General features: G+C 69.3%; 14 protein-coding genes. 3 read left to right on the top strand and 11 right to left on the bottom strand.

The window, feature by feature from the left end; all coding sequences use genetic code 11:
* Positions 1–124 precede the first annotated feature (124 nt).
* A complete protein-coding gene (locus AB0H32_RS13110; RefSeq protein ID WP_361118784.1) occupies positions 125–586 on the top strand; it encodes a type II toxin-antitoxin system PemK/MazF family toxin in 462 nt (153 codons plus the stop codon).
* 270 nt (positions 587–856) lie between these two features.
* On the opposite strand, the gene AB0H32_RS13105 is transcribed toward AB0H32_RS13110, so the two are convergent.
* The 9 genes from AB0H32_RS13105 to clpS form a co-directional block, all read right to left on the bottom strand.
* Positions 857–1333 (bottom strand): hypothetical protein, encoded by a 477-nt coding sequence (locus AB0H32_RS13105; RefSeq protein ID WP_361118781.1) that lies wholly within the window; start codon positions 1331–1333, stop codon positions 857–859.
* 121 nt (positions 1334–1454) lie between these two features.
* Positions 1455–3524 carry a putative Ig domain-containing protein gene (locus AB0H32_RS13100; protein ID WP_361118778.1) on the bottom strand — a complete coding sequence of 690 codons (2070 nt, stop codon included), beginning with the start codon at positions 3522–3524 and terminating at the stop codon, positions 1455–1457.
* Positions 3525–3792: 268 nt separating this feature from the next.
* The gene (locus AB0H32_RS13095; protein ID WP_361118775.1) at positions 3793–4743 is read right to left on the bottom strand and encodes a cysteine synthase; all 951 of its coding nucleotides are present in this window, start codon (positions 4741–4743) and stop codon (positions 3793–3795) included.
* 17 nt (positions 4744–4760) lie between these two features.
* Entirely contained in the window at positions 4761–5039 is a 279-nt protein-coding gene (locus AB0H32_RS13090; RefSeq protein WP_361118772.1) for a MoaD/ThiS family protein, read from the bottom strand.
* Positions 5040–5155: 116 nt separating this feature from the next.
* Positions 5156–5251 carry a putative leader peptide gene (locus AB0H32_RS13085; protein WP_335743766.1) on the bottom strand — a complete coding sequence of 32 codons (96 nt, stop codon included), beginning with the start codon at positions 5249–5251 and terminating at the stop codon, positions 5156–5158.
* Positions 5252–5330: 79 nt separating this feature from the next.
* Positions 5331–5753 (bottom strand): M67 family metallopeptidase, encoded by a 423-nt coding sequence (locus AB0H32_RS13080; RefSeq protein WP_361118769.1) that lies wholly within the window; start codon positions 5751–5753, stop codon positions 5331–5333.
* A 143-nt stretch (positions 5754–5896) separates the two neighbouring features.
* Positions 5897–7315 carry an amino acid permease gene (locus AB0H32_RS13075; protein WP_361118766.1) on the bottom strand — a complete coding sequence of 473 codons (1419 nt, stop codon included), beginning with the start codon at positions 7313–7315 and terminating at the stop codon, positions 5897–5899.
* 340 nt (positions 7316–7655) lie between these two features.
* A complete protein-coding gene (locus tag AB0H32_RS13070) occupies positions 7656–8261 on the bottom strand; it encodes a DUF2017 domain-containing protein (protein ID WP_361118763.1) in 606 nt (201 codons plus the stop codon).
* Between the two features lie 13 nt (positions 8262–8274).
* Positions 8275–8592: an ATP-dependent Clp protease adapter ClpS gene (gene clpS / locus AB0H32_RS13065; protein WP_361118760.1), complete on the bottom strand. Its 318-nt coding sequence runs from the start codon at positions 8590–8592 to the stop codon at positions 8275–8277.
* A 137-nt stretch (positions 8593–8729) separates the two neighbouring features.
* On the opposite strand from clpS, the gene AB0H32_RS13060 reads away from it, so the two are divergent.
* The gene (locus AB0H32_RS13060; protein ID WP_361118864.1) at positions 8730–10058 is read left to right on the top strand and encodes a nicotinate phosphoribosyltransferase; all 1329 of its coding nucleotides are present in this window, start codon (positions 8730–8732) and stop codon (positions 10056–10058) included.
* A 146-nt stretch (positions 10059–10204) separates the two neighbouring features.
* A complete protein-coding gene (locus tag AB0H32_RS13055) occupies positions 10205–10798 on the top strand; it encodes a nicotinamidase (protein WP_361118757.1) in 594 nt (197 codons plus the stop codon).
* Between the two features lie 263 nt (positions 10799–11061).
* On the opposite strand, the gene AB0H32_RS13050 is transcribed toward AB0H32_RS13055, so the two are convergent.
* Both AB0H32_RS13050 and AB0H32_RS13045 read right to left on the bottom strand, forming a co-directional pair.
* Complete coding sequence (locus AB0H32_RS13050) at positions 11062–11400, bottom strand: hypothetical protein (protein WP_361118754.1); 339 nt, start codon at positions 11398–11400, stop codon at positions 11062–11064.
* A 121-nt stretch (positions 11401–11521) separates the two neighbouring features.
* Positions 11522–13876 carry an immune inhibitor A domain-containing protein gene (locus AB0H32_RS13045; protein ID WP_361118751.1) on the bottom strand — a complete coding sequence of 785 codons (2355 nt, stop codon included), beginning with the start codon at positions 13874–13876 and terminating at the stop codon, positions 11522–11524.
* Positions 13877–14047 lie beyond the last annotated feature (171 nt).

The raw sequence follows: 14047 nt of genomic DNA, 5'->3' as shown, positions 1-14047 counted from the left end.
GCTCCTCCGCCAGGGGCCGTTGTGGGCGAACTCACCTGCGCTGTCACCGGTTCGGCTGGACCAGGGGCGCACGGAGATTACAGAGGGCGCGCAATGACGAGCACACGCCGGTAACGTCGTCGTTATGGACACGTCCTGGTGGCTCGCGCTCGCGGCGGTGGTGCTGCTCGCGGTGATCGCCACGCTCGTCGACGGCTGGGGCCGGGGCAGCCGGCCCGGTGGGCGACGGCTGCGGCCGCCCGGGCGCCCCGAGCGCCGGGAGCGCGCCCTGGCGGCGCATCCGCACCCGGGGGACATCTGGTGGGCGAACGTGCCCTACGAGGACCGGGCGGACGCCAAGGACCGGCCCTGTCTGGTGCTGGCCGTGCGCGGCAACCGGGCCACCGTCGCGAAGATCACCAGCAAGTACCACGACGAGCGCTCCGGGGTGATCCCGCTGCCGCCGGGAGCGGTCGGCGACGCCCACGGCCGGCCCAGCTTCCTGCAGACCGACGAGCTGCGCGAGGTGCCGGTGTGGGACTTCCGGCGGCGGGTGGGCGTGGTCGACCCGGTCCTGTGGGACCAGGTCAGGCACCTCGCCGGCTAGGGCCTTTTTTCGGATCGGGACGGCCTCGGGCGACGGCGCCTGGTGGCGGACCCGAGCGGGGGCCGGTGCATGCAGCTGCAAGGCGGGGGACGGACGCGACGAGGGGGCCCCCGCGCGAGCGAGGCCGAGCGTGGGGGGAGTCGGCGAGAGACGACAACGCCGCTGGGCGTGCCCCCACGCTCTTGAGGCGGTGGGAAAGTGCGTGCCGGCTCCCGCGACTCCGGCAGGATCCGAAGGAGAGGCCCTGGCTCTCCACGTCACCCGCTCCGCCTATTTCACCGTCACGGTGACCGTCCACTCCTGGATGCCCTTGCAGGAGAACTGGCCGGAGCCGGTGGGCTCGGCGCACAGCGGGCGGGAGGACGAGAGTTTCACGGTTCCGGGAGCCACCGCCCGGTAGGCGGCCGTGGCGTCGCCCGGCTGGATGACGAATCCCGCGTTGATCGCCTGGAGGGCGCCGCCGTGCGCGGTGACCGGCTTCCAGGGGCGGGCCTTGGTCCCGTCCAGGGTCAGCCGCACCTCGCCGCCCTTGGCCAGGCAGACGGTACGGCCGCTGTCGGCCGCCTTCAGCTCCGCCTGGGGGGCGCACCCGCCGCCGGAGGGCGGGGCGGAGGCGGAGGCGGAGTCGGAAGCGGTGGCCGACGGTGACACTTTGTCGTTGCTGCTGGTGTCCTTGCCGCTCTGGGAACCGCAGCCTGCCAGGAACAGCGCTGTGGCAGCGAGGACGACGGGCGTCGTACGGCGCATGGGGGACCGCCTTTCTGCGTGGCCGGCCGACCGGCCACTTGGTGCAGATGTGACGTACCACCGGCGCGGACGGATCCCGCACACGGACGGCGTCCGTGTGCGGGACCGGGTGTCGTACGGCTCAGCTGGTCGTCAGGGCGGTGTCGTCCACGACGAAGCTGGTCTGGAGGGAGGAGTCCTCCACTCCGCTGAACTTCAGGGTGACCGTCTGGCCCGCGAAGGAGGACAGGTCGAAGGTCTTCTGCGTGTACCCGGAGGCGGCGTTGAGGTTCGAGTAGGTCGCCAGGGTCGTCGAGCCGGCGCTCACCGTCAGCTTGTCGTACGCGGTGCTGCTGGTGGTCTCGTCGGAGTCGATGTGCAGGTAGAAGGTGAAGCTGGCCTTGCAGCCGGCCGGGACGGTCACCGACTGGGAGAGCGTGTCGGTGTGCGAGGAGCCGTAGCCGTCGAGCCAGGCCTTGTAGGAGCCGCCGTGCGCGGCCTCACCGGAGTCGGTGGTGATGACACCGCTGGAGGCGGTCCAGGTGGTGTTGCCCGACTCGAAGCCCGGGTTGCCGAGCAGCTGGGCCGAGCTGCAGGTGCCGCCGGAGGAGCCGACCGTCCAGGTGAAGGAGGTGGCACCGGAGGCGCCGGTGGAGTCCTTGGCGGTGACGGTGACCTGGTAGGTGCCCGCGGTGGAGGCCGTGCCGGAGATCAGGCCGGTGGAGCTGTTGATGGACAGGCCGGTCGGCAGGCCGGAGGCGCTGTAGGTCAGGGCCGCACCCGCGCTGTCGGTGGCGTGGATCTGCAGGCTGGCCGAGCCGCCGGTGGTGGTGGACTGGCTGCCGGGGTTGGTGACGGTCACCGTGTTGCCGGTGCTGGTGCCGGCGGTGAAGGCGGTGGTGCCGTTCGGGGTGCCCCAGCCGGTCGGACCGTCGTAGCCGGTGCCCGCGGTGCAGAAGTACGACGGCGAGCAGGAGCCGTTGTTGCCACTGGTCACGTCGTACAGGTTGCCGGTGTGCTGGTACGGGTACTTCGACGGGTAGTCGCCGGAGCCCGGGGTGCCCGCGAGGGCGTAGACGCCGGCGACGATCGGGGAGGAGGCGCTGGTGCCGCCGTAGACCGCCCAGCCGGAGCCGCCGTAGGTGTCGTAGACCGCGACGCCGGTGGCCGGGTCGGCGACGGCGGAGACGTCGGCCTCCATGCGCTTGGAGCAGCCGGTGTCGGTCTGCCAGCTCGGCTTCGGGTCGTAGGCGGAGCAGCCGGAGCCGGTGCCCTCGGTGGAGTTGGTGTGCCACACCGACTCGCTCCAGCCGCGGGAGCTGGAGGAGGTGGTGAGCGCGGTGCCGCCGACGGCGGTCACGTACTGCGAGGTCGCCGGGTACTCGGCGCCGTAGGCGGAGTCGCCCGAGGAGACGGTGATGGCGACGCCCGGGTGCTTGAAGTACTGGGTGTCCTCGCTGGTCTGGGAGGAGGACTCGTCGCCGCCCCAGCTGTTGGAGACGACCTTGGCGCCCAGCGTGACGGCCTCGTTCTCGGCGATGCCGAGGTCGGTGTCGTTCGCGGAGTTCGCCTCGACCAGGTCGATGCTGCAGTTCGGGCAGACCGCGCTGACCATGTCGATGTCGAGCGCCTCTTCACCGGCCCAGCCGCTGTCGTTGGTCGGCAGCGAGGTGGTGGAGCCGGTCTGGCTGACCTGCTTGAAGCAGCCGTTGGCCTTGGTGCAGGCGGACAGGCCGTAGGTGGAGCGGTAAGTGGCCAGGTCCGACTCGGCGTTGGGGTCGTTGTAGGCGTCGACGATGGCGACGGTCATGCCGGAGCCGCCGGTCGAGGGCAGGTTGTAGGCGCTGTGCAGGTTGGCCGGGGACAGGCCGGAGGGGGCCGCGGCGGCGAGCGCCGAGGCGAGCCGCTGCTTGATGTCGGTGCGCCGCTGGGCGAAGCAGGACGCGTGGCCCGGCTCGGCGGTGGCGCACAGGTGGGTCGTGGGGACCTTCTGCCCGGCCTTGCCGGTGGAGTGGAAGGTCTGCCGCTCGGGGGCGGTCAGGGCCTTGGCGTTCTGCGCGGCCCGGGAGGTGTGGGGCGTGGGGGCGGCGGCCTGGGCTCCGGCCGTCGGTGCCGCGGCCAGTCCGGCGACGGTCAGGGTGAGGGCGGGCAGGGCGACGGAGAGGAGTCTTCGCAGGTTCCGTCTCGGCCCGCTCGGGCGTGACTCACGCATGGGGTACTGCCTCCATGGGGAAGTGGGGTTTCTCGCACTGGTGGGGCAGGCCCGTGACGCGCGTAGCGGCGGCAGACGCAGTCATGAGCATGACACTCATTGCCACCCTGAAGTCGAGTGAGCGTGACATGACAGGGTGCGCGAGGACCGTAGACCCGGCCGGAGGACGACCGGCAGTACCGGACGGAATCCTTTGCCTCTCCGTAGGATGCGTTTAGCCCCCTCATGGGAGGGGGCTGGCGCGTGCTTGATGCGGACCCGCGGGGGCCTACGCCCAGAGCTGGCCCTGCAGCGTCTCGATGGCCTCTTCGGTGGTGGCGGCCGTGTAGACGCCGGTGGAGAGGTACTTCCAGCCGCCGTCGGCCACGATGAAGACGATGTCGGCGCTCTCCCCCGCCTTGACCGCCTTGCGGCCGACACCGATCGCCGCGTGCAGGGCGGCGCCGGTGGACACGCCCGCGAAGATGCCCTCCTGCTGCAGGAGTTCACGGGTGCGGGTGACCGCGTCGGCGGAGCCGACCGAGAAACGGGTCGTGAGGACGGAGGCGTCGTACAGCTCCGGTACGAAGCCCTCGTCGAGGTTGCGCAGGCCGTAGACCAGGTCGTCGTAGCGCGGCTCGGCGGCGACGATCTTCACGTCCGGCTTGTGCTCGCGCAGATAGCGGCCGACGCCCATCAGGGTGCCGGTGGTGCCGAGGCCCGCGACGAAGTGCGTGATCGACGGCAGGTCCGCGAGGATCTCCGGGCCGGTCGTCGCGTAGTGGGCGCCCGCGTTGTCCGGGTTGCCGTACTGGTAGAGCATCACCCAGTCGGGGTGCTCGGCGGCCAGCTCCTTGGCCACGCGCACGGCGGTGTTGGAGCCGCCCGCGGCCGGGGAGGAGATGATCTCGGCACCCCACATGCCCAGCAGGTCACGGCGCTCCTGCGAGGTGTTCTCCGGCATCACGCACACCATGCGGTAGCCCTTGAGCTTGGCTGCCATCGCCAGGGAGATGCCGGTGTTGCCGGAGGTCGGCTCCAGGATCGTGCAGCCCGGAGTGAGGCGGCCGTCCTTCTCCGCCTGCTCGACCATGTGCAGGGCGGGGCGGTCCTTGACCGAGCCGGTCGGGTTGCGGTCCTCCAGCTTGGCCCAGATCCGCACGTCGTCGGACGGCGACAACCGCGGCAGGCGCACCAGAGGGGTGTTGCCCACCGCGGCCAGCGGGGAGTCGTAGCGCATGGGTGCTCAGCGACCGATCAGTGCATGCCGCCGGCCACGGCCGGCAGGATCGTCACGGTGTCACCGTCGGACAGTTTGGTGTCGATGCCGTCGACGAAGCGGACGTCCTCGTCGTTCAGGTACACGTTGACGAAGCGGCGCAGCTGGCCGTTGTCCACGATGCGGGCCTGGACGCCCGCGTGCCGGGTCTCGAGGTCGGCGAACAGCTCGGCGAGGGTCTCACCGCTGCCCTCCACCGCCTTCTGACCGTCGGTGTACTGGCGGAGGATGGTGGGGATGCGGACCTCGATGGCCATGGTTGCGGTCTCCTGTCGGAAAGAGTCATCGGTTCGGTGTGCGCGCGATGGGGGTCCCGCCGGGCTTGCGCACTGAGGGAACGCCGCGGCTCACGGCCGTACGGCGGTGGGGAACGTCAACAGATGGCGCTGTTCAGCCTGCACAGGTCGACGTGCAGCCGCGCCACGAGCAGCGTGCTCGGCGCCTTCTCGCTCACGTCGTTCAGAACCATGGGCTCATCGTATCGATTCCCGGTCCGGGTTCTGGAAGGCGATCCCACATGACGGACTGATCTCAACCAAGGACTGAGATCAGTACGCCTCCACGACCCTGACCTCCTCCTCGGTGACCTCTCCGTCGAGGATCCGGAAGGAGCGGAACTGGAACTCGCCGAGGCCGTCGGCGTCGGCGGTGGAGACCAGGACGTAGTGGGCACCGGGCTCGTTGGCGTAGCCGATGTCGGTGCGGGAGGGGTAGGCCTCGGTCGCGGTGTGGGAGTGGTAGATGATCACCGGCTCCTCGTCGCGGTCGTCCATCTCGCGGTAGAGCTTGAGCAGGTCCTGCGAGTCGAACTCGTAGAAGGTGGGCGAGCGGGCCGCGTTCAGCATCGGGATGAAGCGCTCGGGGCGGCCGGAGCCCACCGGGCCGGCGACGACGCCGCACGCCTCGTCGGGGTGGTCCTCGCGCGCGTGGGCGACGATCTGGTCGTGCAGGGCCTGGGTGAGGGTCAGCATGGGGGTCAGGATAAGCATGTGGGCCGTCCCGTACCGAGGTGTGGTACGAGGCGGCCCACATGGTGGACGTCCTGAGCGGCAGCCGCCGGGGGTGCCACGAGTACTCCCGGCGGCCGGACGTCCTGGGATGGGTCTCCCTGCGGTCAGCCCACCTTCTCGAAGGTCGGCTCGGTGCGGTCGGCGATCTGCGGCGTGCGGGTCTTCAGGACCATCCAGCCGATGCCGAGCGCGGCCGCCCAGACGGCCATCACGTACAGGCAGACCCGGGAGTCGGCGTCGTAGGCGATCAGGCCGGTGACGAAGAGCAGGAACGCGATGGCGATGTACGAGCACACCGCGCCGCCCGGCGCCGGGAAGGACGAGGCGGGCAGCCGGCCCGCGACCACCGCACGGCGGTAGAGGACGTGGCTGACCAGGATCATCAGCCAGGTCCAGATGCCGGCTGCGGTGGCGACGGAGGTGACGTAGCCGAAGGCCTTCTCCGGGACGATGTAGTTGAGGATCACGCCGATGCCCATGAAGGCCACCGAGACGGTGATGCCGAGCGCCGGGGTCTTGGTGGACGACAGCTTGGAGAAGACGCGCGGCGCCTCGCCGTTGTCCGCGAGGGTGCGCAGCATGCGGCCGGTGGAGTACATGCCCGAGTTGCAGGACGACAGGGCCGCGGTGAGCACCACGAAGTTGACGATGCCGGCGCCGGCCGGGATGCCGATCATGGCGAACGCCTTCACGAAGGGGCTGACGCCCGCCGCGAACTGGGTCCACTTGACCACGCACAGGATGACCGTGAGGGCACCGATGTAGAACAGGGCGATACGCCAGGGCAGCGTGTTGATCGCCTTCGGGAGGGTCTTCTCCGGGTTCTCGGACTCGCCCGCGGTGACGCCGACCAGCTCGACGGCGAGGTAGGCGAACATCACGCCCTGCAGGGTCATCAGGGAGGAGCCGACGCCCTTGGGGAAGAAGCCGTCGAACTGCCACAGGTTCGAGACGGAGGCGGTGTCACCGGCGGCGCTGAAGCCGAAGGTAAGCACGCCGAGGCCGATCACGATCATGCCGACCAGGGCGGTGACCTTGACCATGGAGAACCAGAACTCGATCTCGCCGAACAGCTTCACCGAGATCAGGTTGGCCACGAACAGGACCACCAGGAAGACCAGCGCCGTCACCCACCGTGGGACGTGCGGGAACCAGTAGTTGACGTAGATCGCCGCGGCCGTCAGCTCGGCCATGCCGGTCACGACCCACATCAGCCAGTACGTCCAGCCGGTGAAGTAACCGAAGAACGGGCCGAGGAACTCCCGGGAGTACTCCGCGAAGGAACCGGAAACCGGGCGGTAGAGCAGCAGCTCGCCCAGTGCCCGCATGATGAAGAAGATGATCACGCCGGCGAGGGCATACATCAGGATGAGGCTGGGACCGGCCTTGGCGATGTTCGCCCCGGCTCCCAGGAACAGGCCGACGCCGATCGCGCCGCCGATCGCAATCATCTGGACCTGACGGCTGCCGAGCCCGCGCTCGTAACCCTCTTCAGGGGCTTCGGTGACCTTCTCAGAGGTCATGTGTGGTGCGCCTTTCTCCATGCCGAACCGGGCCTTCCGTCGGCCTCGGATCGGGTTTCGATCCCCCCGGATTGATGGAGCTGGGCGGGTTTCTCGAGCCCGCCCGTGCCTGGCCGGCGGTCGCCGGCTCGGTGGCGCACCCGGCCGAACATGGGTGGTGTTCGCCGGGCGGTCGTGAAGATTTATCACGGCCGCAACAATGATCACAGGTGCGCATTGTGACGCACCGCACAGGAAGAACCGGACAAAAAGCACCCTAAAGTGCCAAAACAGGCCGCAACGGTGACTGGATCGTTATCCGGATTTGAGCGTCCTCTGAGCGAACACAAAATCGGGACGATCAGGGCATCAGGGTCGTCACCAGCGTCTCCTGGAGACCGCCCAGCCACAGATAGGCCATCACCATCGGCTTGCGCGGGTCCTCGTCCGGGAGCCGGTAGAGCAGATCGGTGTCGTCCTCGTCGGTGATCTCCAGCCGGGCACCGATCGCCAGGCGCAGATCATTGAGGGCGCCGAGCCAGCGCCGTGACTCGTCCGGGGACAGCTTGAGCACCGCCCCGCCCTCGTCCACCGGGGACAGCGCGTCCAGCGTGCGGATCACCGCGAGGGCGCTGTCCCGCTTGCCGGCCCTGAGGTCGTTCTCGGTGTAGCGGCGGAACTCGGCGGAGTGCGCCTCCTGCTCCCCGGCCTCGGCCGGCGAGGCGGGCGCCTGCTCCGGATCGCTGTAGGCGTCCGGGAAGAGCCTTCGGAGCACCGGGTCGGCGGGCGGCTCGCTCGGGCCCTCGGCGAACAGCTCGGCGAGCGGGTCGGCGGAGGCGTCCTCGGCGGGGCCGGGGCCGATCAGCTCCAGGAGCTGGACGGCCAGCGACCGGATGATGGAGATCTCGACCTCGTCGAGTGCGACGGCAGCGCCGCCACCGGGGATCGGTTCGAAGTGTCCGGGCATCGAAATGGGTTCGCTACTTCCGGTCCTGCTGGAGGGTGGCCCACAGACCGTAGCCGTGCATCGCCTGCACGTCGCGCTCCATCTCCTCGCGAGAACCGCTGGAGACGACCGCCCGGCCTTTGTGGTGGACGTCGAGCATGAGCTTGGTGGCCTTGTCCTTGGTGTAGCCGAAGTACGTCTGGAAGACGTACGTCACATAGCTCATGAGGTTGACCGGGTCGTTGTGGACGATCGTGACCCAGGGGACGTCGGGCTCGGGTACGGCGAAGACCTCCTCCGCCGACTCGGTGCGTTCGATCTCTACGGGCGCGGGTGACGTCACAGAGCCCATGCTGCCACGCGCGCGATAAATCGTCACACTGACGAAATGGGGTGTACGATTACCTGCCATGCGGCACACACCGGGGGACAACCCCCGGACCCCTGGCCACGCCTGGGGAACCGGAGAATAGGGGTCAGGTGAGTTTGGTGGACGTGGCGGACCTTGGGCTGCCGGTGGACGTTCCCTCGACGGCGCTCTTCACGGACCAGTACGAACTGACGATGCTGCAGGCCGCCCTGAAGGCCGGTACGGCCGAGCGGCGCAGCGTGTTCGAGGTCTTCACCCGGCGGCTGCCGAACGGGCGCCGCTACGGCGTGGTGGCGGGCACCGGACGCGTCCTGGACGCGGTCGAGAACTTCCGCTTCGACGAGGGCGTCCTCGGCTTCCTGCGCGAGCGGAAGATCGTGGACGAGCAGACCCTGAAGTGGCTCGCCGACTACCGCTTCAGCGGTGACATCTGGGGCTACCCCGAGGGCGAGGTGTACTTCCCGGGCTCGCCGATCCTGCGGGTCGAGGGCAGCTTCGCCGAGTGCGTGCTGCTGGAGACCGTGATCCTGTCCATCCTCAACCACGACTCGGCGATCGCGGCCGCCGCCTCCCGGATGGCCTCCGCCGCCGGTGACCGGCCGCTGATCGAGATGGGCGCCCGCCGCACCCACGAGCTGGCCGCCGTGGCCGCCTCCCGGGCCGCCTACCTCGGCGGCTTCGCGACCACCTCCGACCTCGCGGCCGGCTTCCGCTACGGCATCCCGACCGTCGGCACCTCCGCGCACGCCTTCACCCTGCTCCACGACAGCGAGCGGGACGCCTTCCAGGCCCAGGTGCACTCCCTCGGCAGGAACACGACCCTCCTGGTGGACACCTACGACGTCGCCGAAGCGGTCCGTACGGCGGTGGAGGTGGCCGGGCCCGAGCTGGGCGCGGTGCGCATCGACTCCGGGGACCTGCTGCTGGTCGCCCACCGGGTGCGGCACCAGCTGGACGAGCTGGGCGCCACCGGCACGAAGATCATCGTGACCTCGGATCTGGACGAGTACGCCATCGCCTCGCTCGCGGCGGCGCCGGTGGACGCGTACGGCGTCGGCACCCAGCTGGTGACCGGCTCCGGGCATCCGACCTGCTCGATGGTGTACAAGCTGGTCGCGCGGGCCGAGTCCGCCGATCCGGCGGCACCGCTGGTGCCGGTCGCGAAGAAGTCGACCGGGGGCAAGACCTCCATCGGCGGGCGCAAGTGGGCGGCGCGGCGGCTGGACGAGGAGGGAGTGGCCGAGGCCGAGGTGATCGGCACCGGGCCGGTACCGGCCGGTCTGGCCGACCGGCAGCTGCTGGTGGAGCTGGTCAAGGGCGGGGACGTCGTCACGCGCGAGACGCTCGACGTGCCCCGCGACCGGCACATCGCGGCCCGCGCCAACCTGCCGCTGTCCGCGATACAGCTCTCCCGCGGGGAACCCGTCCTGCCGACGGAGTACGTCTAGGGGAGGTGCGTCCGGAGACGGTACGCCCTGGGGCGCTCGGACAGCTGACGCGCGCCCCCTGTCCGCCCCTGTTCAAGCCCCCTCCCGGACAGGGCCGGAACTCTCTAGGCTCAGTTACTTAACCCGACAGCCGAAGGACACCCATCATGCGCCGCGCCTTGATCGTCGTAGATGTGCAGAACGACTTCTGCGAGGGGGGCAGCCTCGCGGTCGCCGGAGGTGCGGACGTCGCCGCCGCGATCACCGAGCTGATCGGCCAGGCGGCGGGTACCGGATACCGCCACGTGGTCGCCACGCGTGACCACCACATCGCGCCCGGCGGACACTTCGCGGACAACCCCGACTACGTCCGCACCTGGCCCGCGCACTGTGTCGCGGGTACCGAGGGCGTGGGCTTCCACCCGAACTTCGCGCCGGCCGTCGCCTCCGGGGCGGTGGACGCGGTGTTCGAGAAGGGCGCGTACTCGGCGGCGTACAGCGGCTTCGAGGGCACCGACGAGAACGGGGTCCCGTTGGCCGAGTGGCTGCGCTCGCGCCACATCGAGGAGGTCGACGTGGTCGGCATAGCCACGGACCACTGTGTGCGTGCCACCGCGCTGGACGCCGCCAGGGAGGGCTTCCGCACCCAGGTCCTCCTGGACCTGACCGCGGGGGTGGCCCCGGAGACGACCGACCGGGCCCTGGAGGAGCTGCGCGAGGCGGGCGTGGAACTGACCGGCAAGCCGGTGGTCAGCGGCTAGAAAGCCGCCCTGCAGCGGCTTGTGGCAACTCCGGCACCGCCGGACAGCACCACCGCGGCGGCGGAAACACAGCTCCCCCGGGCAGGACAGTCAACCTGAGGGGCGCGGGGCAGTGCCGACATGCGGCTCCGCCGCGGGGGCGCGACCGGCCACAACGCTCATGCGGCCGCTCACGCCTCGCAACACCGCACGACGCGTCACAGGTGCCGCCCAGGACGCGGCCGCACACAGCTCACCCGCGGCGGCCCGGCCCTGCGTCGGCCTCACCCCTGCTGTACCACCGCCGGCCTGCGAAGCAGTGCCCGGATGGGGTGCCACAGCTCCATCACGGTGACGTCGTTGTCGGGTGCCGTGCGCCATATGAGGCCGTCCGGATGGTGCAGGACCGCGGTGATCTCGTCCGGCGTCGGAGGAGCCGCGTTCCCCCGGAGGTAGATCGCGCGCAGACCCAGGTTGCGCAGACGCGTCAGGGCCCGGGCGCGGTTCTGGGCGTGCACCAGCACCCGCACCCCGCCGGAGCCCCCGTCAGGGGTCGGGCTGGGCAGATTCAGCGCCACCACCACCGTGCCGTTCGGTAGCTTGCAGAAACCTCCTGCGGCCATGCGGTCACATCCCCGTTTCGGTCGGTGTCAATAAGCGGACCACAGGACGCACCTAAACACGATCGGCGGCGACCCGCCAGGGGGTCACCGCCGATACGCTTCTGACCTGCGGAAACGTCCGCTACTTCACCGCGGGGCCGACTTCGAGCTCGATCGTCGAGCCGTCCTTGGCCTGCTTCGTGATCTTGATCTTGGTGTTGGTGTCAGTGATCTTGACACCGCCGGTCGGGTTCGACGCGTCGTAGTAGGAGCTGGTGTGGTCGTTGAAGACCGACACGCCCCTCTGCGACTTGATCTCGGTCGCCACGTCCGCCTTGTGCAGCGTGAAGCCGTCCGTGCGGTCCAGGCTGAACGGGGAGTCGTAGGCCTGGATCCGGTTGCGCAGCAGCGTGCCGTCGGAGTACTTCAGCGCCTTCCAGTGCGCGTCCACCGGCAGGATCAGACCGGTGCCCGGGTGGGCGTTGGCGTTGGTGTTGTTGTCCGCCTGGGAGGTGTCCCACTTCCAGATCAACAGACCGTTCTGGTACGGGTAGTGCTCCACCCAGCCCGGACGCTCGGCCGAACCGAAGTTGTACGGGCCGACCTTCAGGGTCTTGTCGTACGACACGTACTGGCGGTTCTCGGCGATGTAGTACTGCTTGTAGTCCTTGGTGAAGGACGCGCCGATGCGGGAGAAGCCGGTGGCGGTCCAACCGGCGTCCGCGGTCTCGGCATTGTCGGAGAACACCGGCGTACCGTCGGCCGTCAGCGTGATCTCGTCGGCCGCGAAGCCCTTCTGCGCCACCCCGCCGTCGGTCAGGTAGCGGAAGCGGACGTCGATCTTCTTGCCCGCGTAGGCGTCCAGCGAGTACGACAGCTTCTTGTAGCCGTCGACCGTGCCGGTCAGGGCCGGCTTGCCGGAGCCGTCGCGCGGGATGGCCTGGCCGTCCACCGTGCCGTCGATCGCGGTCCAGTTGGCGCCGCCGTCGGTCGACACCTCGGTGTAGAGGAAGTCGTAGCCGTTCTCGATGTCGTACCAGCCGTCCAGGCCGAGCGTCGCCGAGGACTTGCCGGTCAGGTCGACCGAACGGGTCAGCGTGTTCTTGAGGTTGTCACCGCTGCCGCTCCACCACTGGTTCGCGCCCTGCGCGGGGGTGACGATGTCGGTCTTGACCGCCTTGTCGGGCAGCGAGACCACCAGCGCCTGGCGGTACTTGGTGTTGTACTCGGCGAGGCCCAGCTTGTGCCAGGAGGAGACACCGGCCTTGCCGCTGTCGTAGTTCAGCCAGCCCAGCTGCAGCTTGTCCCAGGCGTTCATGTCGCCGGGCAGGTTGCCGATGGACTCCTTGCCGGTGCCGAGCCAGGAACCGGAGGACATCAGGGTCCAGAAGCCGGTGGAGTTGTCACCGCCCGCGGTGTCGTACTCGTCCGGCAGGCCGAGGTCGTGGCCGTACTCGTGGGCGAAGACGCCGAGGCCGCCGTTTTCCGGCTGGATGGTGTAGTCGCCGACCCAGATGCCGGTGTCGCCGATCTGCGCGCCGCCGAGCTTGTTGCCCGCGGGGCCGGTGGAGCCGGTGTCGGTGCCGAAGGCGTACCAGCGGTGGGCCCAGATGGCGTCCTTGCCCTGGGCGCCGCCGCCCGCGGACTCGTCCTCACCGGCGTGCACGAGCTGGAAGTGGTCGATGTAGCCGTCGGGCTCGTTGAAGTTGCCGTCGCCGTCGTAGTCGTAGCGGTCCCACTGGTCGTACTTGGCCAGGTCCGCCTTGATGGCGGCGTCGGACTTGCCGGCCTTCTTCTGGTCGGCGACCCAGGCGTTGACGCCGTCACTGACGGCGTTCCACACGCTCGGGCAGTTGGTCTGGCCACAGGCGTTGTTGCCGTAGCGGGCCTCGTTGTAGGGGACCTTGACCCAGTCCGAGACCTCGCCGTCGACCGAGTAGCGGCCCGAGGACTGCTTCTCGTAGTACTTCTTCAGCGACTCGGTCTTCTTGCCGGTGCCGAAGTAGAGGTCCTGGTAGTGCTTCTGGTTGTAGTCCTTCTGCCAGGCCGTGCTGTTGTCCTTCTTGCGGTCCGGCTCGGCGATCTTGTTGTGCAGCGGGCCGGGGGTCCCGCCGTACTTGGGGTCCGTCTGGTCACCGAACTCCACCAGGATCGTGAAGATCTTGTCGGTCTTCTCGCGGCCCAGCTCGACGTACTTGCTGTCGCCCTTCTTGCTCTTGAGCTGGACGACCTTCGAGCCGTTGCGCTCCTGAGCCTTGGCCTTGCCCGATATGAGCTGGTTCAGGGCTTCCTGCCGCTGTGCCCTCTGAGTCTTGCTCATGGGACCGTCGAGGTCGTGCTTCTGCTGCTTCACCGGGGCCGGGTCGTGCCGGTTCTCGGCAGCCGGCCGGGCCGTGGTGCTCGCCTCGGCGACGGCGAACGTCGCGAAGGTGGCGGAAGCCGCGGCGAGCGCGACACCGATGGCCGCGGCTCTGAACGTCCAGGGTCTGCTGGTCACTTGAGTTCCTCCCCCGCGCCGCGCCCACGGACAGGGGGGTCCTAGGTCATGGAAGGGTCCGTGCGCGCACGATCAACGCGTGTAATCAAGTGACGACATTTGACTAGAGGTTTAGAAGAAAAGACAGACCTTGACTTGAGCAGAACAAGTGCACTATGCGGAGCCGAAGTT

The organism is Streptomyces sp. NPDC020362, from assembly GCF_040642095.1.
Lineage (GTDB): Bacteria > Actinomycetota > Actinomycetes > Streptomycetales > Streptomycetaceae > Streptomyces.
This window is presented reverse-complemented; position numbering and strand designations above follow the sequence as displayed.

What these genes read in the sequence shown, in the direction of transcription:
- AB0H32_RS13055 (WP_361118757.1), top strand. Translation starts at nt 10,205, where the DNA reads ATGCGCCGCGCCTTGATCGTCGTAGATGTGCAGAACGACTTCTGCGAG.
- AB0H32_RS13100 (WP_361118778.1), bottom strand. Translation starts at nt 3,524, where the DNA reads ATGCGTGAGTCACGCCCGAGCGGGCCGAGACGGAACCTGCGAAGACTC.
- AB0H32_RS13050 (WP_361118754.1), bottom strand. Translation starts at nt 11,400, where the DNA reads ATGGCCGCAGGAGGTTTCTGCAAGCTACCGAACGGCACGGTGGTGGTG.
- AB0H32_RS13105 (WP_361118781.1), bottom strand. Translation starts at nt 1,333, where the DNA reads ATGCGCCGTACGACGCCCGTCGTCCTCGCTGCCACAGCGCTGTTCCTG.
- AB0H32_RS13070 (WP_361118763.1), bottom strand. Translation starts at nt 8,261, where the DNA reads ATGCCCGGACACTTCGAACCGATCCCCGGTGGCGGCGCTGCCGTCGCA.
- AB0H32_RS13080 (WP_361118769.1), bottom strand. Translation starts at nt 5,753, where the DNA reads ATGCTGACCCTCACCCAGGCCCTGCACGACCAGATCGTCGCCCACGCG.
- AB0H32_RS13090 (WP_361118772.1), bottom strand. Translation starts at nt 5,039, where the DNA reads ATGGCCATCGAGGTCCGCATCCCCACCATCCTCCGCCAGTACACCGAC.
- AB0H32_RS13085 (WP_335743766.1), bottom strand. Translation starts at nt 5,251, where the DNA reads ATGGTTCTGAACGACGTGAGCGAGAAGGCGCCGAGCACGCTGCTCGTG.
- AB0H32_RS13095 (WP_361118775.1), bottom strand. Translation starts at nt 4,743, where the DNA reads ATGCGCTACGACTCCCCGCTGGCCGCGGTGGGCAACACCCCTCTGGTG.
- clpS (WP_361118760.1), bottom strand. Translation starts at nt 8,592, where the DNA reads ATGGGCTCTGTGACGTCACCCGCGCCCGTAGAGATCGAACGCACCGAG.
- AB0H32_RS13075 (WP_361118766.1), bottom strand. Translation starts at nt 7,315, where the DNA reads ATGACCTCTGAGAAGGTCACCGAAGCCCCTGAAGAGGGTTACGAGCGC.
- AB0H32_RS13110 (WP_361118784.1), top strand. Translation starts at nt 125, where the DNA reads ATGGACACGTCCTGGTGGCTCGCGCTCGCGGCGGTGGTGCTGCTCGCG.